Raw genomic sequence first — 26,257 nt, forward strand, 5'->3', positions numbered from 1 at the left:
CCGCGCCATGAGCATGGACCTGCAACGTTTCCACGCCACCTTCTTCGAGGAAAGCCGCGAAGGGCTGGATGCGATGGAAGCTGGGCTGCTGGCGCTGGAAGACGGCGTGCAGGACCCGGAAGTCATCAACTCGGTGTTCCGTGCCGCCCACTCGATCAAGGGCGGCGCCGGCACGTTCGGCTTCGAGGCGATCGCCGCGCTGACCCACGTGCTGGAAACCCTGCTGGACGAGCTGCGCGCCGGCAAGCGCGCCTTGGAAGGCACCGCGGTCGACGCCATGCTTGCATCGGTGGACGTGCTGCGCGCCCTGCTGCGCGAGGCCGAGCATGGCCAAGCAGCCGACCCGGCGGCCGTCAAGGCCGTCACCGACCGTCTGCAGGCGGTGCTGGCAGGCACTGCCCCCGTCGCCGCGGCAGCGGCCAAGCAGGACGAAACACCGGACGCCTGGCAGATCGGCTTTGTACCTGCCCCTTCACTGTTCATGAGCGGCAATGATCCGCTGCGCATCATCCGTGAACTGGAAACCCTGGGTGCACTGCATGTGGAGCCGCGCATGGAGCGGTTGCCTGGCTTCGAGCAGTTGGATCCGCTGGAAGCCTACCTGGCCTGGGATCTGGGCCTGGTTGGCAAGGTGCCGCGCAGCCGCATCGAAGACACGTTTGCCTGGGTGGTCGACGACTGCGAACTCGACATCCGCCCGGCCGCCCCGCCCAGCCTGGCGGTAACAGCCCCTGAGCCCACAGCCGCCGCCGTCACTGCCGCCACCGCCGAGCCCGCGAAGGCGGCAACAGGCAACAATCACGACGCCGAAACCTCCATCCGCGTCAGCGTGGACAAGGTGGACGCACTGATCAACCTGGTTGGTGAGCTGGTCATTACCCAGGCCATGCTCAAGCAGGTGTCCGGCGGCCTGGACCCGGTGCATGCCGAGCGCCTGTTCGCGGGCCTGGATCTGCTGGAACGCAATACCCGTGACCTGCAGGAGGCCGTCATCGGCGTGCGGATGTTGCCGGTGGACGCGGTGTTCCGTCGCTTCCCCCGCCTGGTCCGCGACCTGTCCAGCCGCCTCGGCAAGCAGGTGCGCCTGCGCACCATCGGCGAAGGTACCGAGCTGGACAAGGGCCTGATCGAGAAAATCGCCGACCCACTGGTCCACCTGGTACGCAACTCCATCGATCACGGGCTGGAGATGCCGGATGTCCGCCGCGAGGCCGGCAAGGACGAAACCGGCACCATCACCCTGGCCGCGTCACACCAGGGCGGCCATATCGTGATCGAGGTCAGCGATGACGGCCGCGGCCTCAACCGCGACAAGATCCTGGCCAAGGCCAGCGAGCGCGGCATCAGCATTCCCGACAGCCCGACCGACGCGCAGGTCTGGGACCTGATCTTCCAGCCGGGTTTCTCCACCGCCGATGCAGTCACCGAGCTGTCCGGTCGCGGCGTTGGCATGGACGTCGTACGCCGCAACATCCAGGCCCTGGGCGGCGAAGTGCAGCTGGAAAGCCGCACCGGTGCCGGCACCCGCGTATTGATCCGACTGCCGCTGACCCTGGCTATCCTCGATGGCATGACGGTATCGGTGGCCGGGGAAACCCTGATCCTGCCATTGGCCTACGTGCTGGAAGCCTTGCAGCCGCAGGCCGACGACATCCGCACGATGGCCGGCGAAGGTCGCGTATTAAGGGTCCGCGGTGAGTACCTGCCAATCCTGTCGCTGGGCGACTACTACGGCTACCCCGGCAATGCCACTTCCGATCCGTTGGTGGTCGTGGTGGAAGGCGATGGCCAGAAGATCGCGCTGGAAGTGGACGAACTGCTGGGCCAGCAGCAGGTTGTGGTCAAGAACATCGAGAACAACTACCGTCGCATCAGTGGCGTGTCTGGTGCCACCATCCTGGGTGACGGCCGGGTCGCCCTGATCGTCGATATCGGGGGCCTGGTGCGTTCGCTGCGCGCCCCGCAGGCCGCCTGACCTGCCCGTGGCAGAAGCGGCGCAAGCCGCGACGCCCACTTTCCAAGCCCGCTGCGCCCTGCCCTGTAGCAACGGCGCAGGGCGCGAGCGCATAGGCGCACCCCTCCTGCAGTTGCTCCACACGCCAGCCTGAAGTCGCTGTGCAGCGCGCTTGGCAAAAACGCCTTACCCAAGCCTGCAATAAACGCTTAAGAACCACCGCCATCGCGCCGATACCGCTGACCAAGACGGTACGCAAGACTTCGCCACGGCCCATTTCGGCCCTTCTCGATCCCGCCCGCGACCTGCGGCTGCGGCACTACCTGCACGCCATCGGAGGCGTTCGCAATGAACTGGTTCAGAAATCTATCCATCACGCGCAAGCTGGTTTTCGCGTTCTGCATCACCGGCTTGTTCACGCTGCTGCTGGGCGTGTTCGCCCTTTGGCGCATGAGCCTGGCCAGCAGCCAGATCGAGGCCGTGGACCACAACTGGATGCCAGCCGTGCAGGCGCTGGGGGAGATGCGCGCACAGCTCGGCGAGTACCGCACCTACGAGCAGGCCCAGCTGAGCTATCAGGGCGACGCTGCGCAGCTCGCCGACTACGACAAGCGCCTGCGCGACACCCATGCCCTGATCACTGCTGCGGAAAAAGCCTACGACGACATCGAAGTGGCAAGCAGCGCCGAAGAGCTGGCGATGTACGAGAAGGTGAAACAATACCGTGCCGCCTATTTCAGCGCGCATGAGCGTATCGCCGCAGCGATCGCCAGCGACGATTTTGATACCGCCCGCATCATTTCCAGCGATGAGTCGCGCAAGGCACGCCGTGCACTGTTCGACCAGCTCAAGCAGTTGTCGCAGTACAACCAGGCCCAACTGGCCAGGCAGACCGCCGCCTCGCAGCACGCACAGTCGCGCTCCATGCTGGCGATCATCATCGGCATCGCACTGGCGCTGCTGGCTGCTGCGGGCCTGGCCTGGGCCATCATCCGCGCCATCATGGTGCCCTTGGAAGAGGCAGTGCAGGTGGCCGATGACGTGGCCGCCGGCAAGCTCGACCGCCGCATCGATACATCCCGGAAGGATGAGGTTGGCAAATTGCTGTCATCGATGCAGCGCATGCAGACGCAGCTGCAGGCGGTGATCGCTGCCCAGCGCGAGATGGCGCAGCAACATGATGCGGGCTACATCAGCCATCGCATGGACGAGCTTGCGTTCCCGGGCGACTATGGCGTGATGGTCAAGGAAAGCAACGCCCTGGTAGCTTCGCACGTCCAGCTGATACTGCACGTACTGGGCATCATCCGGCAGTATGCAAATGGCGACCTGTCGCATGACGTCGAGCGGCTGCCCGCTGAAAAGGCTGCCATGACCGACACCGTGGATGCAGTCAAGGCCAGCCTGTCGGCGATAAACAGCGAGATCAAACGCTTGGCCACCGCCGCCGCCCACGGTGACTTCACCCTGCGGGGCGATACCGAGGCCTACCAACACGATTTCCGCGACATGGTCGGCGGCCTGAACCAGTTGATGGACACCACCGATGGCAACCTGCGCGAAGTGTCCACCGTGCTGCAGGCCATTGCCCGCGGCGATCTGACCGTGCGTATGCAGGGTGAATTCCACGGCGTGTTTGCCCGCATGCGCGATGATGCCGACGCCACCGTGGACCAGCTCACCGGCATCGTTGGCCGCATCCAGCACGCGGCCTCGGCGATCAATCTGGCCGCCAGCGAGATAGCCACGGGCAACAACGACCTGTCACGGCGTACCGAGCAGCAGGCCGCCAATCTGGAAGAAACCGCTGCGTCGATGGAGGAGCTGACCTCCACGGTGCGCCAGAACGCCGAACACGCACGCCAGGCCAACCAACTGGCCAGCGGTGCACATGACGTTGCCAGTCGCGGTGGCGCCGTGGTCGAACAGGTCGTCACCACCATGGGTGACATCGAAGCCTCGTCGAAGAAGATCGCGGACATCATCAGCGTCATTGATGGCATTGCGTTCCAGACCAACATCCTGGCCTTGAACGCCGCCGTGGAAGCCGCCCGTGCCGGTGAGCAGGGTCGCGGCTTCGCGGTGGTGGCCAGCGAAGTCCGTACCCTGGCCCAGCGCTCGGCATCGGCCGCCAAGGAGATCAAGGACCTGATCCAGGACTCGGTCGGCAAGGTGGGCGAAGGCTCGGCGCTGGTCCATCAGGCAGGCAGCACAATGGGCGAGATCGTCGGCTCGGTACAACGCGTCAATGACATCATGGCCGAGATCTCCGCCGCCTCGCAGGAACAATCCGCCGGCATCGAACAGGTCAACCAGACCGTGATGCAGATGGATGAAACCACCCAGCAGAACGCCGCCCTGGTCGAGGAAGCCACGGCCGCCGCCCGCGCCATGGAAGAACAGGCCGCACAGTTGACCGCTGCTGTCGCCGCCTTCCAACTGGAACAACAGTTGACCCACGCTCCAACCCAACCGCTGCCGGGGAAGACTGCGGCTCCCACGGCTGCCCATCGTGTTCGCCCGGCACCTGCAAAGCTGGCAATTCAACCGGTTGCGCGCCTGGTCAATGGTGGTGATTGGCACGAGTTCTAACCTGACCACCAGCGTTCGCCCCAGACAGACAGCCCCCGCACCCGTGCGGGGGCTCTTTTTTTTTCCGTAAGCAGAACGCGCGCCAGCACCACCAAAAGTAGCCGTACCGGCACCGTCGCAAGATTGAAACGGGTCATGACGCACATTCTCTTACGGGCATTGGTCGCGCTTTCTTTCTGACGAATGTGAAGGCCTCAGCAAGGTGAAATCTACGCAATGATCCGCGCTGAATTCTTAAGAAAACTATGACCCTTCGCTCTCTACAGCCTTCATTGCAAGCGCCGCTATCCGCTCTAACACCACCGCAACGCGGTGCTGCAGACCCGCCGCGCGGGGGCCATCACGAGGAACGTGGGCCCGCACGGTACAGCCGCTGATGATCTGGAGAGAGAGAGATGGAGTTCTTCCGCAACCTGAGCATTGCCCGCAAACTCGCGATCGCTTTCACCTTGACCACGCTCACTACCCTCGCCTTGGGCGGCTTTGCCGTCGTGCGCCTCAAGCAGGCCACCGCCCAACTGGATGAGGTCACCAGCCGCTACATGCCAGCCGTCCAGTATCTGGAACGGATCCGCTCCGATCTGGCGGAAATCCGCATCGCCGAATTGTCGCAGCTCTCGCATCTGGACGAACCGCAGTTCGTGGCCGAATACAACCAGCGCATCAGCGACCAGCGGCAGAAGTTGGCCGAGCACCGCAAGCAATACGAGGCCCTGACGGCCAGTACCGAACAACAGCGTCTGTACGCACAGATGCAGACAACCATGGAAAGCTACTTCAGCGCCCACGCCTTGATGGAAAAAGCGATCGGCGACGGGCAGCATGAACTGGCACAGACCATTTCCAATGACCAGTCGAGGGTCAGCCGTCGCGAAATGTTCGATGCCGTCGAGCAGCTCTCGGTCTATGTGGTGTCCGCGCTGGACCGCGAAGTAGCACTTGCCAATGCTACCCAGGCACGCAGCATCACCGTCATCTTCCTCTGCATGGCGCTGCTGGGCATACTGTCCGCAGCGCTGGGCGTGGTGATCGTACGCTCTATCGTTGGTCCGGTGGGGGCCGCCCTGCGAGTTGCCGACGACGTCGCCAACGGCCGCCTGGACGGCAGCATCGACAGCAGCCGCAAGGATGAGATCGGCAGTCTGTTGTCATCGATGCAGCGCATGCAGAACCAGCTGAAATCGGTCATCGCCGCACAGCTGGAGATGGCCCGCGAGCACGACGAGGGCCAGATCAGCTACCGCATGGACGAGAGTCGCTTCCCCGGTGAATTCGGGCACATGGTGGGCGGCGTCAACGCCCTGGTCGCACAGCACATCGCCGTCAAGATGAAGGCGGTCGATGTCATGCGCCACTATGCCCGCGGCGACCTGTCGGTGGACATGGATCGCCTGCCTGGCGAAAAAGCCGTCATCACCGACGCCATGGACGGCACCAAAGCCAGCCTGTCGGCAATCAATGCCGAGATCAAGCGACTGGCCTCGGCCGCCGCCGCGGGAGATTTCAGCCAGCGCGGTGACGCCGAGCGCTTCGAGTACGATTTCCGCGACATGGTCGGCAGCCTGAATGCCCTGATGCACAGCACCGAGGACAACCTGGGCCACCTGTCGCGGCTGCTGCAGGCCATTGCCCAAGGCGACTTGACCGCGCGCATGGACGGCGACTTCCACGGCGTGTTCGCTCGCATGCGTGACGACGGCAACAGCAGCATCGACCAATTGGCAGCCATCGTCACCCGCATCCAGGCCAGCAGCGGCAGCATCAGCCTGGCGGCCACCGAAATCGCCACTGGCAACAACGACCTGTCGCGCCGTACCGAGCAGCAGGCCGCCAACCTGGAAGAAACCGCCGCCTCGATGGAGGAACTGACCTCCACCGTCCGCCAGAACGCCGAGCATGCACGGCAGGCCGACCAGCTTGCCCGCGGCGCGGCCACTGTGGCGGCACAGGGGGGCGAGGTAGTCGGACAGGTCGTCAATACCATGACCTCCATCGAACAGTCCTCGCAACGCATCGCCGACATCATCAGTGTGATCGATGGCATTGCCTTCCAGACCAATATCCTGGCCCTGAACGCAGCCGTGGAAGCAGCGCGTGCCGGTGACCAGGGCCGTGGCTTCGCCGTGGTGGCCTCGGAGGTACGCACGCTTGCACAACGTTCCGCCGCTGCCGCCAAGGAAATCAAATCGCTGATCGATGACTCGGTCGGCAAGGTCAGTGAAGGCTCACAGCTGGTGCGCCGCGCCGGCACCACCATGGACGAGATCGTCGCCTCCGTGCAACGGGTAACCACCATCATGGCCGATATCGCCGCCGCCTCGCACGAACAGACCGCCGGCATCGAGCAGGTCAACCAGACGGTCATGCAGATGGACGAGACCACCCAGCAGAACGCAGCGCTGGTGGAGGAAGCCACCGCAGCAGCACGCTCGATGGAGGACCAGGCGCGCCAACTGACCGAAGCGGTCGCACAGTTCCAACTGGCCGACAGTGTGAGTGTTTCGCTGGCCCGCGTAGCCGCCAGCGTGCCGCCGCCGCAAGCACGGGCACGGCCGACGTTGCGCGCCATTCCCAAAGCCCCCTCCCGCTCGCCGGTGACCGGCGGTGAGGATTGGCAGGAGTTCTGAGCCACCGCCTTGGGCGGCGGGCGGGAAACTCTCCGGCCTGCCTGCCGCCGCTTTCCTGGGTTTGAAACAAGATGCTTCTGATTGCAGCCGCCAGCACGGTGGCCCGCACCGCACTCTGTCGTTTGTCGTGGCATCGCCACTCGCCAGCGTCAGAATCCCGGCGCACGGCAAGTGGATGCGAGCAACAGAGCCAGCAGAACCGGTATCCGCTTTGCACGCATTACCAGCCTGTCTCGATTTGACCGCAAACCGTAACAGGGGGCACTAAAGATGCTAAAAAGGCGGCCGATATCACATTTCGCAGCACCCGCCCTTGCGGGTTGTTGCTCAACGCCGCCACGCACAAGTGCCCATGCCCGACCACGCATCACCAGCACCCACGGCCTCTCCCCATGCCGGCAACCTGTATGCCGATGAACGTTTCATGGTGCGCAACCGCCACCAGATCAGGCATCTGCTGCAGGCCATGATCGACCAGCGCGCCATGGTCACCGTGCACCCGGACGGTCGTGATCAATCCTTCCCGTCCGCGATACTTGAGGTGGACGGGGACAGCATGGTGCTGGATGCCAGCCCTGTGCCGTCGGTGAACAACACCGCCGAAGCCGCTGCCGGCCTGCTCTGTTTCGGCCAGGTGGACAAGGTAACGGTTCGTTTCCAGCTGCACGGCCATCGCCGCATCAACCGCGAAGGTCATGTCGCCTTCGAGGTGGAGCTTCCCGATGAGGTGTACCACCTGCAGCGTCGCGAGTTCTATCGACTGGAAACGCCGGTAGGAGACTCGCCCTACTTCGAACTGCCCGACCCCGAGGGCGGCACGCCGATCCGCCTGCGCGTCCTCGACATCAGCGCCGGCGGCATCGCCCTGCTGCTGCCGCCCGAGCAGACCCTGCTGAACCTGCAGTCACGCTATACCGGTATGCTCGACATACCGGAAAGCACGCCTTTCTCCACCGCCCTGGTGGTGTGCAACCTGCGTCAGCAGAAGCAGCCCAACGGTGTGGAGATGACCCGGGCCGGGCTGCGCTTCAGCGATCTGCCACGCGGCGCCGACAATACGATCCAGCGCTACATCTTCCGTATCGACCGCCTGCGCAAAGCCCGCAGCAACGGCGACTGACGCGCCCTCCCTTGCGGTTGCCCACCCCGCGGTCCCGGCGTGGCCGCAATGCCCGCCGGCAAGCTGGCAAGCAACAGCACCCCGTCGCTAAAGTCCTCGTCCCTGGCGCCGATACCGGTGCAACAGCCGCACGCACCGGCACCCGCCAGGACCAGGACCCGCCATGAACGATACCCGCAACCCCACCGCCGAAGGCACCGGCGGCGAGTACCTCAGCTTCACCCTCGGCAACGAGCACTACGGCGTGGACATCCTCAAGGTCCAAGAGATCCGTGGCTACGATTCGGTAACGCGCGTTCCGGACGCACCGGACTACATCAAGGGCGTCATCAACCTGCGCGGCACCATCGTGCCGGTGATCGACCTGCGCCTGAAGCTGCGCCTGGATGAAGCCCGCTACGATGCGTTCACCGTGATGATCGTCCTCAACGTGGAAGACCGCGTGGTCGGCATCGTCGTCGACAGCGTGTCCGATGTGATCCCGCTTGCCGCCGAGCAGATCCGGCCCACCCCGGAATTTGGCGCCGCCGTCGATACCCGCTTCATTTCCGGCATCGGTACCCAGGACGACCGCATGTTGATCCTGCTGGACATCGAGACCCTGCTCGACACCGCCGACCTTGGCCACCCGGCCAGCGCCGAAGAGGCCGTCGCCTGAGCCGCCAAACCATGAGCGCCGTCACAAATCAGGACGCAGGACTTCAGCCTGCCTGAGCACGGCCGATAGCGCTTGCATGCCCGCCCTCCCCGACGGGCCCAACGTCATCCCGGAGATATCGATGTACAAGCACCTGCTTCCGCTGTTCTCGGCTGCCGTCCTGGCAACCGCCTCGTTCGCCGCCGCTGCCGATACGGCTGAAATGATCCCGCCGGAAACCGCTGCTCGTTTCGCTGGCAAGGACGGCATGGTCTGCGGCAAGGTCGAGAAAGCCCGCTATGCCGAAGGCTCCGAAGGCCAGCCGACCTTCCTGCACATGGGCGGCGCGTTCCCGCGCCACACCTTCTCGGCCCGCATCGCCGGCGCCAACCGCAGCAAGTTCGGCTTCCCGCTGGAAACGCTGGAAGGCAAGACCGTGTGCGTGATCGGCCGCATCCAGCGCGATGCCTCGCGCGCTGAAATCGAAGTCAGTTCGCCGGCCGGCCTGAAGCTGGCCAACATCAAGTAATCATGCCTGTGTGCACGCCGGCGCTGCCGGCGTGGCCCTCCGCGCTGTAAGGGCGCGGTGCTGTTTCCGGAGAAAGCGCAAGATGCATTGGATCAACTCGCTGAAACTCAAGCCGAAGCTGATGCTTACCTTTGGCGTCGTGCTGTTCGTCATGCTGCTGCAGGGCATCGTGGCCTATCGCGGCCTGCACTCGCTCAACAACGTCACCACCGATCTCGCCGACAACCGCATGCCCAGCCTGCGCACCACCGGCGAACTGAGCGGCATGGTCAGCGAGTACCGCAATGCCTCCTACCAGAGCCTGGTACGTGCCAGCGACGAGGTGAAAGCAGACGCCAAGGCGCGAGCAGGCGAGCTGCGCAAGGAGATCGATGCAACCATCGCCGCGTATCCCAAGCTGATTGACAATCCGGAACAGAAGAAGCTGTTTGATGCCTTCGTCACTGACTGGAAGGCCACTGAGCGCTCCTACGACGCCGTCACCGAGATGCTGGAGCTGGAGCTCCCGGATGACGCCATCGACACTTTCGTCGGCGAAACCCGCAACCTGCACCGCAAGGCCTATACGTCACTGCAGGCACTGGCCACCAACGACAATGCCCGCGCCCAGGCCGCTGCCAAACAGGCATCCGAGACCTACACCGCATCCGCAGTATTGATCGTGGTCGCCGTACTGGTCGGTGTCATTGCAGGGCTGGTGCTGGTGTGGCTGTTTGCCCGCTCGCTGGTTGGCTCCATGCGCGGCGCTGTGGACGTGGCCAACGAGGTTGCCAGCGGCAAGCTGGATGGCCATATCGATGTTGCGCGCAGTGATGAAGTCGGCGACCTGTTGCGCGCCATGCAGCGCATGCAACGCGATCTGCGCGAGCGCATCGAGCGTGATCAGGTCATTGCCAACGAGAACCTGCGCATCCGCACCGCGCTGGACTACTCCTCCACCGGCGTATACCTGACCAACACCGACCTGGAGATCGTCTACGCCAACCGCGCCCTGCAGGACAAGCTCGCCCAATACAGCGAGGACATCGCCACCGAGCTCACCCATTACGATGCCAGCAAACCGCTGATCGGCCAGCATGTCACCGCGCTGGAGTACCGCGGTGAAGTGAACGGCAAGGTCATCGACGTGCTGGAGAAGACGGGTGTGTTCAAGCGCGAGATGCGCTTCGGCAGCGCCGAGTTCGCACAGACCATCTCGGTGATCCGTGACGAGTCCGGGGCGCCGGTGGGCAATGTTGTCGAGTGGCGTGACCGCACCACCGAGGCGCTGGTGGAAAAGGAAGTAGCACGCGTGATCGCGGCCGCCGCCGCCGGCGACCTCAGCGGCCGCGTCGACACCATTGGCAAGGACGGTTTCTTCCTGCAGCTGGCCGAGCAGATCAACAGCCTGCTCGACGCCAACGCCAGCAGTCTGGAGCAGATCTCGGCGCTGCTGTCGGCCCTGTCACGCGGCGACCTCACCGTCCGCATGCACGGCGATTACCAGGGCGTGTTCGCCACCATGCGTGACGACGCCAATGCCACGGCCGATCAGCTGACCGGCATCGTCGCTCGCATCAAGCAGTCCTCGGTCTCGATCAACTCGGCCGCCACCGAGATCGCCTCCGGCAACAACGACCTGTCGCGACGTACCGAGCAGCAGGCCGCCAACCTGGAAGAAACCGCCGCTTCGATGGAGGAACTGACCTCCACCGTGCGCCAGAACGCCGAATCGGCACGCCAGGCCAACCAGTTGGCCATCGGCGCCGCGTCGGTGGCCTCGCAGGGTGGCGAAGTGGTCAGCCAGGTGGTCAGCACCATGACCCAGATCGAGCAGTCCTCGCGCAAGATCGCCGAGATCATTTCGGTGATCGATGGCATTGCCTTCCAGACCAATATCCTGGCGCTGAATGCAGCAGTGGAAGCCGCCCGCGCCGGCGAACAGGGCCGCGGTTTTGCGGTGGTCGCCAGCGAAGTCCGTACCCTTGCCCAGCGCTCCGCAGGTGCGGCCAAGGAGATCAAAGGCCTGATCGATGACTCCGTGGGCAAGGTGGCCGATGGCTCGGCACTGGTCAGGAAGGCGGGCACCACCATGGGCGAGATTGTCGCCTCGGTGCAGCGCGTCACCGACATCATGGCCGAGATCTCCGCCGCCTCGCAGGAGCAGTCCGCCGGCATCGAACAGGTCAACCAGACTGTGGTGCAGATGGACGAGACCACCCAGCAGAATGCCGCATTGGTGGAGGAAGCCACTGCCGCTGCGCGTTCGATGGAAGAACAGGCAGCCCATCTGGCCAACGTGGTCTCTGTCTTCCAGCTGGAAGAAGATAGCGCCGATACCAGCAGCGCGGCGGCGCAGCGTGAACCGGCAGACCGCCCTGTCCCACAGGCACCTGCAACCATGCCAACACCGCGCCGTCGGGCGCCGGCCCGCACGGCCGTGGCCGAGCTGGCAGAGTCGGACTGGCAGGAATTCTAAACCCACCCCGAACAACCCCGGCCCTGGCCGGGGTTGTTCGTTGAGGGCACTCAACTCGGCCGTGTTGCGGCCGATAACCCCGGTATCCCCTTACGCAGCGCCGGTACCGCAAGGTCAGCGGCGGATCCCATGATCATCTCCTCGCTCTGGACCAACTACATCTCCAACATCTCCGTCAGGCGCAAGCTGAACCTGCTGACGGCCTTGATCGTCGTCGGTGTCATCGCACTGTCGATGATCGCCGCGCGCATGCAGTACCTGGATCTGTACGAAACACGCAAGGCCGCACTGCGTGCCCAGGTGGAGATGAGCTACGGCGTGCTTGACCACTACGTCAAGGAAGCACAGACCGGCGCCATTCCACTGGAGGACGCCCAGAAGTACGCACTGGCAGCACTGCAGAAGATGCGTTCCGACGGCGACGTCAACTATTTCAACGTCTACAACACGCAGTACGTGATGCTGATGCATCCCTTCCGCGCAGATCTCGTCAACAAGGACATGAAGGATTTCCGCGGCGAAGATGGCGTACGTCTTTACTATGAACAGGTCGAAGCAGCGCGCAAGGGTGGTGGCTATGTCGCCTATAGCTGGGCCAAGCCCGGCCAGGACGGCGTCGTCGGCAAGCTGGCCTATGCCGGGCTGTACAAACCCTGGGACTGGGTGGTTTCCAGCGGCGTTTACATGGACGACCTGCAGGCACAGGCGCTGAAGTTCACCGCGGTGATGACTGTCGCCGGTGGAGTGCTGGTACTGCTGGTGGTGGCATTGAGCTGGATCATCGGCAACCGCATCGTCCTGCCGTTGCGCAATGCTACCGCGGTGGCCACCGCTATCGCCCAGGGCCGCATGGACAACCCCATCGCAGCCCCCAGCAAGGACGAAACCGGCCAATTGCTGGGCAGCATGGCGCACATGCAGGATCAGCTGCGTGCGGTGATTGGTGCCCAAGCGGAGATGGCCCGCCAGCACGACGCTGGCATGATCGCCTATCGGATCGATGCCAGTCGCTTCCCCGGCGACTACGGCGTGATGGTGGAAGAAACCAATGTGCTGGTTGCCAGCCATATCGACGTCAAGATGCAGGTCATCGCCCTGGCCCAACGCTATGCGGTCGGCGACCTGAGCCAGGATATGCCGGTGCTGCCGGGCGACAAGCGCGTCATCACCGACACCATGGCCGCCATCAAGAACAATCTTGCCGCGATCAACGGCGAGATAAAGCGGCTGGGCAGTGCCGCCGCTGCGGGCGATTTCAGCCAGCGCGGTGACGAAGACCGCTTCGAGCACGATTTCCGCGCCATGGTGCGCGCCCTGAACAGCATGATGCAGGTCAGCGACGACAACCTGGGCGAGGTCTCGCGCCTGCTGCGGGCGCTGGCTGACGGCGACCTCACCATTACCCTGAGCGGGGATGCACAGGGCGTGTTCGCGCAAATGCGCGAGGATGCCAACAGCACGGTCAAACAGCTGGCTGGCATTGTCTCCGGCATCCAGCAATCGGCTGACAGCATCAACCTGGCAGCGGGCGAAATCGCCACCGGCAATGCCGATCTTTCGCGCCGTACCGAAATGCAGGCCGCCAACCTGGAGGAAACCGCCGCCTCTATGGAGGAACTGACCTCCACCGTGCGCCAGAATGCCGAGTCCGCGCGCCAGGCCAACCAGCTGGCGATGGGGGCGGCCGGGGTTGCCTCGCGCGGCGGACAGGTGGTGGAAGACGTAGTCACCACGATGGGGCAGATCCAGCAATCCTCGCGCCGCATCGCCGACATCATCAGCGTGATCGACGGCATCGCCTTCCAGACCAACATCCTGGCATTGAACGCCGCAGTGGAAGCCGCGCGTGCCGGCGAACAGGGCCGTGGCTTTGCCGTGGTTGCCGCAGAAGTGCGCACGCTTGCCCAACGTTCAGCCGCCGCCGCCAAGGAGATCAAGACCCTGATCGAGGACTCGGTTAGCCGCGTCGATGAAGGCTCGCAGCTGGTCCAGCAGGCCGGCAGCACCATGGGCGAGATCGTCGCCTCGGTGCAGCGGGTGACCGACATCATGGCCGAAATCTCGGCCGCCTCGCAGGAGCAGTCGGCGGGCATCGAGCAGGTCAACCAGACGGTGATGCAGATGGATGAAACCACCCAGCAGAACGCTGCGCTGGTGGAGGAAGCTACCGCCGCCGCCCGCGCCATGGAAGAACAGGCAGCCCTGCTGGACCAGGCTGTCGCGGTGTTCCAGCTGAGCCGCCAGGCCGCTGCCCCGGCCACGCCGGCAACGCTGGCCCTGGCCAGCTGAACGGCCCCCGCCCATGGCCAATCTCGACAGCAACGAACGTGATTTCGAGTTCAACGACCACGACTTCCGTCGCGTCTGCGAGCTGATCCATGCCCGCGCCGGCATCGCGCTTGCCCCGGCCAAGCGCGATATGGTCTATGGCCGTCTATCGCGACGTCTGCGCAGCCTGGGCCTGCGCTCCTTCAAGGACTACCTGGACCAGCTTGAACAGCATGGAGGCGAAGAGTGGCAGGCATTCACCAACGCCCTGACCACCAACCTCACCTCGTTCTTCCGCGAACCGCATCACTTCGACAAGCTGGGTGCGGAACTGCAGCAACGTGCCAGCCAGGCCCCGCTCAAACTGTGGTCCTGCGCGGCCTCCACCGGTGAAGAGCCCTACTCCATGGCGATCACCGCCTGCGAGACCTTCGGCACGCTGACCCCACCTGTGCGGATCCTGGCAACCGATGTCGACACCCAGGTGCTGGCCACCGCCAGCCAGGGCGTCTACGCCATTGATCGCATCGCCGGTCTGGACCCGGAACTGAAGCGTCGCTATTTCCAGCGTGGCAGCGGCCCGAACGAAGGCAAGTGTCGGATCAATCCTGCCCTGCGCTCGCTGGTCGAATTCCGCCAGCTCAACCTGCTGGCGCCGCGCTACGACGTTGGCGGTCCGTTCGACGCCCTGTTCTGCCGCAACGTGATGATCTATTTCGACAAGCCTACCCAGCGCGCCATCCTGTCGCGCCTGGTCGATCACATGGGCGACGATGGCCTGCTGTACACCGGCCACTCCGAAAACTACCTGCACGCCGCCGACCTGATCCAGCCGTGTGGTCGCACGCTGTACCGTCGCACCCGAAGGACTGGCGCATGAAGCCCACCCACCAGCATCCCGATGAGGTGATGCGCTACCGCGACAGTCGTTTCCAGACCATTGCCGCCAAGCTGCTACCCACCCAGTATCTGGTGGTGGACGATGACACCGCCTTGACCACCATTCTGGGCTCCTGCGTAGCGGCCTGCATCCGCGACCCCATCCTCGGGATCGGCGGCATGAACCACTTCCTGTTGCCGGAAGGCAATGTAGGTGACGGTGCGCCCGCCCGTTACGGCAGTTATGCCATGGAACTGCTGATCAACGACCTGCTCAAGCGCGGCGCGCATCGCAAGCGCCTGGAGGCCAAGGTGTTTGGCGGTGCCAATGTGCTCAAGGGCTTCACCAGCAACCCTGTCGGCACCCGCAACGCCGAGTTCGTGCGCCACTATCTGCACGCCGAACATATCCCGATCATCGCCGAGGACCTGTGCGGCATCCATCCACGCAAGATCTGGTTCTTCCCGACCACCGGACGCGTGGTGGTGCAGCGCCTGCCGCATGCGCATGATGCTGAAGTGGCCGCCACCGAATCGGCGGTGCGCGCACAGCTTTCACGCACCCCGGTCAGCGGCGGCGTGGAGCTGTTCCAATGACGCTCGCCCCGCCCTGCCGTGTATTGGTGATCGACGACTCGGCGCTGGTACGCCAGGTACTGAGCGAAATACTTGCGGCCGACCCCGGCATCGAAGTGGTTGGCACGGCCGCCGACCCGCTGCTGGCGCGGGAAAAGATAAAGCGCCTCAACCCCGACGTGCTGACCCTGGACGTGGAAATGCCGCGCATGGATGGCTTGGCCTTTCTTGAAAATCTCATGCGGTTGCACCCTTTGCCGGTGGTGATGGTGTCCTCGCTCACCGAGCGCGGCGCCGATACCACCTTGCAGGCGCTGGCGTTGGGCGCCGTCGACTTCGTGGCCAAACCCAAGCTTGATGTTGCCAGGGGACTGGAGGCCTATGCGGAGGAATTGCGTGGCAAGGTGAAGATGGCCGCACGTTCACGGGTGCGCGCCAGCGCCTCGCCGATGCGCCGGCCAGCAGGCAACGCTGCTGCAGCCACTATCGGCTTCCGCACCACCGACCGCCTGATTGCCATCGGCGCCTCCGCTGGCGGCACCGAAGCCTTGCGGGTGGTGCTGGAAGGCATGCCGGCAGACGCGCCGGCCGTCGTCATGACCCAGCACCTGCCCGCCAGTTTCAGCACGGCCTTTGCCGAACGCCTGGACCGGCACTCGGCCATGTCCGTACGTGAAGCCAGCGATGGCGAGGCCATCCTCCCCGGTCACGCCTACCTGCCCGCGGGCGGGCGCCATCTGCGGGTGATCCGCGATGGCGCACGCTGGCGATGCCGGGTCGACGACACCGCGCCGGTCAACCTGCACAAGCCGGCCGTCGACGTACTGTTCCACTCGGTGGCGCAGAACGCAGGCGCCAACGCCATCGGTGCCATCCTCACCGGCATGGGCGAGGATGGCGCGCGCGGCCTGCTGGCGATGAAGCAGGCCGGTGCCGCCACCCTGGCGCAGGACGAGGCCAGCAGCGTGGTCTGGGGCATGCCAGGCAGCGCGGTCAAACTGGGCGGCGTGGACGAAGTACTGCCTCTGGACAGGATTGCCGAGCGCCTGCTGGCACTTTCGCGCGGTTGAGGAAGCGGCACGCTGTCTCAACCCCACTCCCCTGCTTCACCCCGTTTCCACCAGTTGTCCGTAGCCGGGCAGGTGCGCCAGCAGGATTTCCAGCTCCTCCGCCACCCGCTCCGCTGCCACAACGGCAGCATCGCGTTGGAATGGCTGCTGCTTGCACAGTGCTTCCGCCAGGTCACAGGCGTCCACCACCGGCAGGGCATTGAAGATGCGTGCTCCACCCTTGATGCGGTGGAACAGGTTGCCCAAGCTCAGCGGATCGCCCTCGGCGGCCAACCTGCCCAACTCTCGAAGGTCATTCTGATAACTGCGATGGGCTTCTGCGATAAGCGCCTGGCGGACGTCCGCGTCGCCCCCCGTCAGTTCCATCAGGATGCTTTCGACGTCACTTTCATAGACCGAAATCTGTGCATCCTTCTGTTGTTGGGCTACCGGTACACCCAGCAGCAATTGCGACAAGCTTGCCAGGCTGACCGGTTTGAACAGGCAGTCATCCATCCCCGCTGCACGGCAGCGATCGCGCTCATCCGGTTGGGCATTGGCAGTAAAGCCGATGATCACACTGCGCAGCAAACCGCGCCGTTGCTCCTCACGGCGGATCGCACGTGCCATGTCATAGCCATTCATCATGGGCATGCTGCAGTCGGTGATGACCACGTCAACCCCGCCTTGACGCCACTCGAACAGGCCCTCCTCGCCGTTGCTGGCACACACCACCTCCTGCTCCAGGAAGCGCAGCTGTTGTTCCAGCAATACCCGGTTCGCCGGTTGGTCGTCCACCACCAGTATCTTCAGACGCGGATGCTGCCGCGCCTTCTGTACGGTTGCAGCCTTGCTTTGTGGCAAATCCGGCAACATGCTGAAAGGCAACTCCAGACATACCACCGTCCCCTGCCCCGGCACGCTGCTTACGGCGATCTCACCGCCCATCAGCTCACACAGGAACTTGCAGATGGGTAGGCCAAGCCCGGTGCCACCACGGCTGCTACGTTCGTGATCCACCTGCATGAACGGCTCAAACAAGCGATCGATCTCGCTGGACTGAATTCCAATGCCGGTATCGGCCACCTTCATCTTCAACCGAAGATGCGCGCCATCGGAGACATCGCCCTCCACATCGATTCGTATGGAGCCATTGTCGGTGAACTTGATCGCATTGCCGACGAGATTGGACAGGACCTGCTTGAAGCGCATGGGATCAACCAGCACATCGCGATTCACTATCGAATCCAGCCGCAGATCCAGTGAAAGGGACTTCTGCCGCGCCAGTCCGTCAAATACCCGCGCAACCGATTCGACCAGCTCGCGGATATTTGCCCGCCTTGGGCTGAGACTGACGTGCCCGGATTCGATCCGGACCACGTCAAGAATGTCACCTATCAGATCAAGCAGTCCCTGTGCCGAATCGTAGGCAACCTCGATTGCCGCGCGGTCCAGCCTACCCTGGTCGGCATTCTTCAATGCCAGCTCCAGCATGCCGATGACCGCGCTCATGGGCGTGCGTATCTCATGGCTCATGGTCGCCAGGAAGGTGGTTTTGGCGCGACTGGATTGATCCGCCGCGTCCAACGCCGCCCGCAGTTCTTCGTTGAGCTGCCGGCGGTCGCTGACATCGATCCAGCCGCAGATGACACCGCGCACCTGACCCTGCGCATCGCGATAGGGATGTATCCAGTGATAGATGCTCAGCGTGCGTCCCGGCACATGCAAGGTCCGATCAACCTCAAGCGGCTTTCCATGCTCCATTACCCAAAGATAGTCATCGTGGAAGCCCGCTCCTTCGCCGCGGTCGATCTTGACGCCTTCCAGCGCGGTCTTTCCGGTTACAGCGTCCAGGGTGGTACCAAATGCATCCAGGTAGTTGGCGTTGCAGGTCAGCAAACGCCCCGCGCGGTCACGAACATAGATGGGATGCGGGGTGCCGTTGATCAATGACTCCATGAAGGTCAGCTGGTCGCCCAGCGCCTCTTCGGCTTCGCGGCGCCGTCGGTTCTGCGAACGCACGTGCAGGTTCCAGCCGGCCAGCAGGAACAGGATCACCAGCCCTGCTGCCGCAAAGCGATAAATCAGGCTGCGATAGTCGGTCCAGGTGGCCGAGCCCACGTCGGCTCGCGGGCGCCATCGGTTCTGGAAGATGTCCACCTCATCCGGCGGAATCTGTCGCAGGGCCTTCTCAACGATGCCGGCCAGCTCTGCGTCCTCGCGACGGGTGGCGAACGCCAGCCGTGCAGGCAGGTTTTCCAACATGCCGGAAACTTTGAGCTTCCCATCATGCAACGTAGCAACGTAGTACTGCGCCATGGGCAACAGCGCCACAGTGGCATCGGCCTTGCCTGCGGCGACCATCTCCATCGCGGCAGCAATGGTCTCGGCATCCACGAACTCGTAGTCACCCACGGGCAGCATCAACTCCCGCAGCGCATGATCCACCGGCAGCGCGATGCGTTTTCCCCGCAGCTGCTCGGCCCCAGTGAACCCCAGGGTTCCCTCCCTGCTGACGATGCCGAACGCGGTCTGGGTCAACGGACCGGAAAAACGCAGCAGCCGCTCACGCTGCTCGGTGGGAACCAACATCGATATATCGGCATCACCCTCCTGCAGCGCCTTGATTTGCCCTTCCAAGCGTGCCACCCGCACCGGCTCGAAAATCAACCCGGTGCGGGCCGTCACCGCCTTCAGCAGGTCGGCGGTGGTACCACTGAAACGACCATCGGCGTCGAAATATGAGAGTGGGGCGGTGTCATTGCTGACAACGAAGCGCACAGTGGGATGGTTCTGCAACCAACGTTGCTCGGCCGGCGACAGATTCACCCTCGACACGGATACGGATGCCCCCCCACCCGACCAGCGTTTCAGTAGCTCGGCTTCATGGCGCTCGCGCACCTGTCTCAATGCAGTATCAATGATCGTCTGCAACCGGGCAGCGTCCGGACGCAAAGCAAATGAGAACCCCACACCGTCATCAGGAAAGCGAGCATGCAGGCTTACGTAGCTGAAATAACTCAGGTTGACCAGGTAATTGCTTGATACGGCGTCTCCCAGATAGATATCTGCGTCGCCAAACGCCAGCTCGGCCATCGCCTGCTCGGCGGAGGCGAAGGTCATCACTTTTGCCCGGGGATAGCGCTGCCTGACCAGGTCGATCGGCAGATAGTCCTGTGCCATGGCAATACGCATGTCGGCCAATTGCGCAGGCATGCGGCGCTTGTCCGAGCTGCGCACATAGAGCACAGGGACAGAATCGATGTAGCGTTCACTCAGGCGCACGCCCCGCGCCTGCTGCTCGAAGATGTTGGCACTTCCCACCAGATCGACGCGCCCGTCGGTCAACGCTGCCAGCGCTGCTGCACGATCGGTATAGCGCACTACCTTGACGGGGATATGCAGCTGGCGGCCGAGTGCCCCCAATACGTCAGCAGTAATGCCTTCATAGCAATCCTCGCCGCAGAGGATCTCCATCGGCGTATTGCTCGGCATGGCCACACCCAGCACGAGCTCTCCCTTGTCACGCAGCCACTGCCAGTCCTCACTTGCCAGCGCTGGCGCCTGCTGAATGGGACTGGACCGATCATATAGCTGAAGCGTCACCTCTTCGGCCAGTACCGGGCGCGCACTGAAATGCAAAGCCATCAGCAGCGCGCCCACCCAACCTGCGCTGCGCTTCCAGTCCCGCAATAACCTGAAGCACTTCATGGGGCTACGGCTCGATCAGGCTGTGCTGCAGCTTGAACAACTCGGCATCGGAGCGAACACCCAGCTTCCGGAATGCCGATTGTTTCTGCCCGCTGATGGTTTTCATGCTACGCATGAACTTTCTGGATATCTCCGATACCGACATGCCTTCCAGGCAGCAGCGCAGAACCTCCCGCTCCTTGGGCGACAATGCAGGTTCGTCCAGCAGGCGCTGTCCACCACCCAGTTGTTCCAGGGGACGACGCAGCGCGCCCGGTATCGTACCCAGGCGATAGGACAGCTGTGGCGAAACGTAGGTATGCCCCTGCGCCACCCGCCGGATGGCTTCCACCAGCAACTCGGCATCTTCCGACTTCCCGAAGAATCCGTTGGCACCCGCAGCCAGAGACAAGTTGACCACGGACGGCGTTTCTGCCGACGACGCTACCAGTATCCGCATCATGGGAAACCTGCGGCGTATCAACCCAATGAGGTGAAGACCATCCAGCTCCGCTGCACCCAACGCATAGTCCAGCACCAGCAGGTCCACCGGCAGTCTTGCCAAGGCAGCAATCAGCTCCCGGCTGCTGGAAAAGGCACCCACAACACGAAAGTCAGGCTCCCGGGAAAGCCGCAGCTGCAACGCCATCTGGATCAATGAATGATCATCCAGCACGGCAATCCGCAGCGGAAAAGCAACCGATGATCTCATTTCCGCTCTCCAGCAGGCTGCCGAACCGCATCCCTGTCCGGAGCGACAACATGGCGATCGACAGGCAGGGCTACCATTGCAGCAGCAACACGAGTGCTCCAGAAGTAACTGTTCACGGTGACTCAACCATTGTTGTCTCAACCTGGACGACCACGCGGCGATTGGGCGCATTGCAGCTGCGCTGCTGTTGCTTGTCGCCATAGCATCCGCGCTCCAGCAGCATGCGACTGCCCATGCTCTCGGCCGACACGATGGCTTGAGGAACACCTTGGGCAATCAAGCCGAAACGGGTTGCGTTCGCCCAGCGCTGCGCCAGGTTCTGGTTGTGCGCCACGCTGCCGAGCGGGTCTGAATGCCCTTCGACGGAAACCTTGACGACCTGCGCACCCTTTCCACGCAGATCCTCCACCAGCGTAGCCAGCGCATGGCGTCCGGACACACTCAAGCTGCCGGTTTCGCTGAAGCTTTCATCCGCCTGCAGCACCAGCGTCTGGCTACCCTTGGCAGGCCTGTCGTGGAACCCGTAGTGGCGGCAACGTTCGGCACTGTCCGCGCGCGAAAGCAGGTGCACCTGTTGGCGGCTGCCTTCCAACTCCAAACGCGCCTGCTCCTTCCCGACCGGGAGCGGCTCGTTGCCCCCCTGCTCACGTACCTTCATGTAATACGTCTTCCCGCCGGAGAAGCCCGCCTGGTACAACTCTTCGTTCTTCCCCTCATAACGGGGCGCATCGTCCATATATGCCCCCAGCAGGTGGCTTCCGGCGGCCACGCAGAAACTTGCATGACCACCGGGACGCAGCGCCGTGACAAACTGTTTGTCCAGATAAATGCTGGCAATGCTCCTGCCGTCAGCTTGTTTGTCGCGATAGTAGACAACCTGGGCTTGGTCTGCGCCCACGCGCTGCAACTCGGAAAAACTGGCGCCCAATGTGCGGTCCTGCGGCTGCGCTGGCAATGCTGAGGAAAGCATGCAGAGACAGATCAATCCTGCCAGTACACAGACCCGTCTATAGCGAACTGGATTGGCCGCCGCCTGGATGGATGCTGCGCGTTGTTTCACTATTTCATTCTTCATGATGTCTCCGTAGATCTTCTTTGATCAGCCACGACCCAATGCCGTGACTCCTGCTTTTTCGTTGTCTTTTGACATGGAAATGGCTGCGTTGAGGACACACCTGCAGCCCAACCCCTAACCCACAGTGACTACGGCACTGTTCGGGCTTTGCTTTCATCCCCTCAGGGTTCAGGACGATGCTGGCGGCTATTCCATCGCCCGCAACAACTCCGGTTGCGGACGAACTACGCGGTGCGACTGCATCGACGATCTGAACCAGGCCCGCCAGGCCACAGCAAACGGGCAAAGTGACTTGGCTTCGTTCCGCTTGCAGTAGACAGCCCCACAGTTCTGCACCGTGGGGCAGCCGGCCCGAAAGTTGCTATCGCCCTGCAGCAGCATCGGAAAAACTCTGATAGAGAACCAGGAGATAGCCACAGTCCGTAACCGTAGCAAGCTGTCCATCCAATCCACTCTCGGTGAACGGCTGGAAACTTCCTGAAACTCATTTGATCGCCATTCCATGCGCACTAGTATTTCAACCGGAGCGCCTTGGCGCTCCGTTTTGATACCGAATTGGGAATAGTCTCAAGCGCTTCCCATCAACGCCGGATCAGTCCGTTCAGCTCATATGGAGCCTTGCCTCTTCTTGCTGAAGCGACAGCCAAGCCAAACTTCCGTCAACCGTAGTGAAGTTGTCGCTGGCATGCGTCAACAAGGCATCCGCTGCTTCCAGCCCGCCCTCACGCAGATCGCCACCGCTGATGCGCAATCCTGACGCGCTGTGAGTCGCGCTTTCCGCTACCACCGCACTGGTGACCCCAGGAATATCTTCGAAGGGAATGGTCAACGCATCGGACAGCACATCTGCGCCAAGGGTATCCACGCCAGTAGTGGAGCGGCCTGCTGGGCCCTCTGTGTTGCTGAGGGTAACGACCACTCCACTCTGGACCAACAGCTCCACCGCCAGGCCCGAGTGTTGGTAACTGACATAGGCGCTGCCGTTCACTACCACGCTGCCGGTCTGCATCCAATCCCCCATATCGATTCCGCCCCCAAGAACGTCACTCAGCATGACTGCATCGCCCGGGTTGCCCTTGATCATCATCTGCACGCGGCTCTGGTCGCCTTGGTAGAACAGGTCCACACCGCCGTTGTCGATCACGTTTCTCAAATTCAGGGTCAGGGTGTTGTTACCGGTGCCGGTAAGATTGATGATCTCCATCGAGCTGATCTTTCCAATCGCAGTTGTCATGTCCAGCGGATAGCCACCACCGGCGATCCTCAGCTCGTCGACACCCCCACCTCCATGGATGGCCGCCGAATCCTGTGCAAAGTACGTTGTCGGCCAGAGGGCGAGCGACACTGTGTCGTCGCCATCACTGCCGTAGTAGGTTTCCGACATGTACTCAATCTGATCTGCAGGTCGCGCATCAACAATGTGCTTCGGCGACGTCATGTTCAGCCCGGACAGGGTGATGGAAGGGCCAAATGAAGTGACCTTGAACGACCCAACCTCGATGACACCCGGGCCTCCCACTACTTCCATCACCTTGAATGAGAACAACTTTGTATGGTGGGCATCAGTACCGCCCACAAAACTCTCGGAATGAACGAGGTTCCCTTCCACATCGAACACCTCGATCATCGCGCCCAGCTCATTGTCTATACCCGTGAGTGTCAATGAGAACGTATCGCGCGGACCATCCATTGCAAAGGTAGCTGTGGCACTGCCTTCACCACTGATCTTCATACCGGCCAGGTGGGTGGCCGAACTGCCAACCATGGCCATCGTCCCGTCAGTGCTGGCGGCAAAGCCTGACCCGGCGTAAGCATTGTCAACGACCGCACCTTGCAGCGAATCGTAGGACTCCGTCTTCTTGTAGTTGCCAACCACTTCGTAGGGATCCGAGACGGGACCAATCGCCCCGCCCTTCCCAACAACCTGTGCGGTGACGGAGAAGTCATAAGCCGCCGTCTGGACATTGGAAGTGACATTGGAAGGTATGTTCACTGTGGCGAAGCCCGCAGCGATATCTGCATCGCCCAACGTGTAGTCCACGCTGATTACCCCCCATTGAACGTGGACCGTATCACCGGACTGCGCTCCGGTACCGGCAATGGATACCACCACCTCCGAACCATCCGCAGCCTCGGCAGTTTTGTAGATGCCGTCTGCATCCGGGATGCTCGCAATGCTGGCCTTGCCCAGCGGCGCCATATACTCGACGTGCTGCGACACGATCTTCGTGCCATGCGCGGTTCCATCAGTAACGCGCACCTGCACGTCCCAGCTACTGGTGTGCGTGGTCATGTCCATGAACACCCATTTGCGTCCGGCGATCTGCGCGTCACCCCAGGTTTGGCCGCCATCAACAGATACCTGAAGCTGCATCCCTTCACCCAGCGGCATCCTGATGGCACCCGACACTTCACGCCCGGCATCGCCGTTTGCGGTCATGAAGTCGCCCAGTGAAACACTGTCCTTGCCTATGTTGGAGATCTCGATCAACTCCGTGACGTCCGGCTGAGCGATCGCTATAGCAGGTTTGCAGCCTGGCTTCTTCCATCGGGCCCGACTGCGGTATATCCAAATACCTCTGCAACCTGCTGCTCGCCCACGTACTGCTGCGAAAGCCGCGCAGAATAGGTATAGCTGCCCGCAGCCGCGCCCCCCTCTCCATGCACGTAGATCCGTAACCAACCAGCTGTGGTTTCAATCGTCAGAAGACCGCTGTCCGGCTTGTAGGCAAAGGATTCGACACTGGAACTGACGTTCTCATGCACAAGAATGTTGTCCGCTCCGATACGGAACACTCCGCCATCGAACCTGACCTCGGTCAAGCGCTCGTTCCCATCCAGCTCGATCTTCGAATCGTTAAGCAGAACGTTCCCACCCACGCTGTCAGCCACGGTGTTACCCAGGAAGATGCCAGGCAACTTCTCCGCCGAGGGCATGTCGATCGCCTCGCCACCGGTTGCAATGCCGTCGAACGAGAACCTCGACGATGATTGCAGAGGGGCGAACGAAATGGGCGTGCATTGGATCGCTGGGATTATCAGCTGGCTCCCAGTCGGGTTCTCCAACATCTGCTGCCACCTGTCCGCCGCCCCCACTGTCAGTGGATTTTGACCGTCCCCCAGCACAAATATCTGGCTCGGTCCGTTGCCCCCTTCATAGGCGGACTGGATGCTATCCATCGCCTTGTTGATCATCGTCTCGTAGTTGTAGGCCCCGGAGCCGCTCAGTTTGTTCAGGGCATTGAGGTAACTCGCATACCCCGCGTCCTGCACTGAGGCGAACGTATAGGTGACCGGGCTGACCGTACTCATGTCGATCAATGTCAGGGTCACCACCTCGCCCTTGGCCGCGTTCAGATACTCATCAGCCAAGGTTCTCAAGGACAGCTTCACATTCGCCAGCGGAACACCATTCATGCTGCCGGAGGTATCAATTGCCACCATGGCATTGAAACTTGGTGCGCCATCCATCAATTCGTCCGGGTAGTCGTCACCGTTTACGTAGTACGACATGTCAAAAGCATCGGTCGGGACGCTGGTGTTTCCTGCGAGATCCACCGCCTCCACCGTGAACCGGTGCTGGCCCTCCGATAGTTCTTCCGCAGGGGTGAAGCGCCACTCACCCTCGGCATTCGCCGTTACACGACCAATCTCCACGCCGTTGTCGCGGATGATGACGGAACTAACTGCTTCTGCACGCCCGTAGATATCAGGCTGTGCGTCATCGACTTCACTACCGTTTTCAATCGCTCCCGTTTCGCTGCCAACATCGTCAACGACAATCTCGATGGAGGGCTTGCCCGGTGCCACCGTATCGATGGTGATCGCATACGGATTCGATGCCGGGCTGAGGTTGCCGGCGCTGTCCTGTGCGGTGACCGTGAAGCTGTGCGTGCCATTGTTGAGCGGCGTGCCGGGGGTGTAACTCCAGTTGCCACTGGCATCGGCAGTGACGCTGCCCAGCAGGCTGCCATTGTCATGGATGCGCACGATGCTGCCGGCCTCGGCCCTGCCGGCCAGGGTCGGGGTGGTGTCATCGGTATCGGCACCCTGGACCAGCAGGCCCTGGATGCTGCCCACATCGTCGCTGA

General features: G+C 62.6%; 16 protein-coding genes. 11 read left to right on the forward strand and 5 right to left on the reverse strand.

Translation table 11 applies throughout. From position 1 onward, the window contains the following. The first annotated feature begins 7 nt into the window (after positions 1-7). From B2527_RS19195 to B2527_RS19245, 11 genes are all read left to right on the forward strand, one after another. Positions 8-1,975, forward strand: coding sequence for a chemotaxis protein CheA (locus tag B2527_RS19195; protein ID WP_293717290.1), 1,968 nt, complete (start codon positions 8-10; stop codon positions 1,973-1,975). A gap of 327 nt (positions 1,976-2,302) precedes the next feature. Then, entirely contained in the window at positions 2,303-4,546 is a 2,244-nt protein-coding gene (locus tag B2527_RS19200) for a methyl-accepting chemotaxis protein (RefSeq protein ID WP_293717291.1), read from the forward strand. 395 nt (positions 4,547-4,941) lie between these two features. Further along, a complete protein-coding gene (locus B2527_RS19205; protein ID WP_293717292.1) occupies positions 4,942-7,173 on the forward strand; it encodes a methyl-accepting chemotaxis protein in 2,232 nt (743 codons plus the stop codon). A 352-nt stretch (positions 7,174-7,525) separates the two neighbouring features. Next, on the forward strand, positions 7,526-8,293 hold the full coding sequence (locus B2527_RS19210; protein WP_293717293.1) for a flagellar brake protein: 768 nt from the start codon (positions 7,526-7,528) through the stop codon (positions 8,291-8,293). Between the two features lie 163 nt (positions 8,294-8,456). Next, the gene (locus tag B2527_RS19215; protein ID WP_293717294.1) at positions 8,457-8,951 is read left to right on the forward strand and encodes a chemotaxis protein CheW; all 495 of its coding nucleotides are present in this window, start codon (positions 8,457-8,459) and stop codon (positions 8,949-8,951) included. Positions 8,952-9,072: 121 nt separating this feature from the next. After that, positions 9,073-9,459: a hypothetical protein gene (locus tag B2527_RS19220; RefSeq protein WP_414717148.1), complete on the forward strand. Its 387-nt coding sequence runs from the start codon at positions 9,073-9,075 to the stop codon at positions 9,457-9,459. Positions 9,460-9,541: 82 nt separating this feature from the next. Then, positions 9,542-11,917, forward strand: coding sequence for a methyl-accepting chemotaxis protein (locus tag B2527_RS19225; protein ID WP_293717295.1), 2,376 nt, complete (start codon positions 9,542-9,544; stop codon positions 11,915-11,917). Between the two features lie 129 nt (positions 11,918-12,046). Beyond that, positions 12,047-14,206 (forward strand): methyl-accepting chemotaxis protein, encoded by a 2,160-nt coding sequence (locus B2527_RS19230; RefSeq protein WP_293717296.1) that lies wholly within the window; start codon positions 12,047-12,049, stop codon positions 14,204-14,206. 13 nt (positions 14,207-14,219) lie between these two features. After that, positions 14,220-15,065 carry a CheR family methyltransferase gene (locus B2527_RS19235; protein ID WP_293717297.1) on the forward strand — a complete coding sequence of 282 codons (846 nt, stop codon included), beginning with the start codon at positions 14,220-14,222 and terminating at the stop codon, positions 15,063-15,065. Next, entirely contained in the window at positions 15,062-15,661 is a 600-nt protein-coding gene (cheD, locus tag B2527_RS19240) for a chemoreceptor glutamine deamidase CheD (RefSeq protein ID WP_293717298.1), read from the forward strand. The genes B2527_RS19235 and cheD overlap by 4 nt, the downstream gene beginning before the upstream one ends. Next, positions 15,658-16,710: a protein-glutamate methylesterase/protein-glutamine glutaminase gene (locus B2527_RS19245; RefSeq protein WP_293717299.1), complete on the forward strand. Its 1,053-nt coding sequence runs from the start codon at positions 15,658-15,660 to the stop codon at positions 16,708-16,710. The genes cheD and B2527_RS19245 overlap by 4 nt, the downstream gene beginning before the upstream one ends. Positions 16,711-16,746: 36 nt before the next feature. Here B2527_RS19245 and B2527_RS19250 read toward each other — a convergent pair whose 3' ends face one another. The 5 genes from B2527_RS19250 to B2527_RS19270 form a co-directional block, all read right to left on the reverse strand. After that, positions 16,747-20,400, reverse strand: a complete 3,654-nt coding sequence (locus tag B2527_RS19250) for an ATP-binding protein (RefSeq protein ID WP_293717300.1) — start codon at positions 20,398-20,400, stop codon at positions 16,747-16,749. A gap of 4 nt (positions 20,401-20,404) precedes the next feature. Continuing rightward, positions 20,405-21,091 (reverse strand): response regulator transcription factor, encoded by a 687-nt coding sequence (locus B2527_RS19255; RefSeq protein ID WP_293717301.1) that lies wholly within the window; start codon positions 21,089-21,091, stop codon positions 20,405-20,407. A gap of 112 nt (positions 21,092-21,203) precedes the next feature. After that, the gene (locus B2527_RS19260) at positions 21,204-22,166 is read right to left on the reverse strand and encodes an OmpA family protein (protein WP_293717302.1); all 963 of its coding nucleotides are present in this window, start codon (positions 22,164-22,166) and stop codon (positions 21,204-21,206) included. 601 nt (positions 22,167-22,767) lie between these two features. Next, complete coding sequence (locus B2527_RS19265) at positions 22,768-24,657, reverse strand: hypothetical protein (protein ID WP_293717303.1); 1,890 nt, start codon at positions 24,655-24,657, stop codon at positions 22,768-22,770. A gap of 26 nt (positions 24,658-24,683) precedes the next feature. After that, positions 24,684-26,257 (reverse strand): Ig-like domain-containing protein (locus tag B2527_RS19270; RefSeq protein WP_293717304.1); only part of this gene is annotated, 1,574 nt, incomplete at its 5' end.

Origin of the sequence: Stenotrophomonas sp. UBA7606, from assembly GCF_002477705.1 — a bacterium.
In the GTDB taxonomy this organism is placed as follows: Bacteria; Pseudomonadota; Gammaproteobacteria; order Xanthomonadales; family Xanthomonadaceae; genus Stenotrophomonas.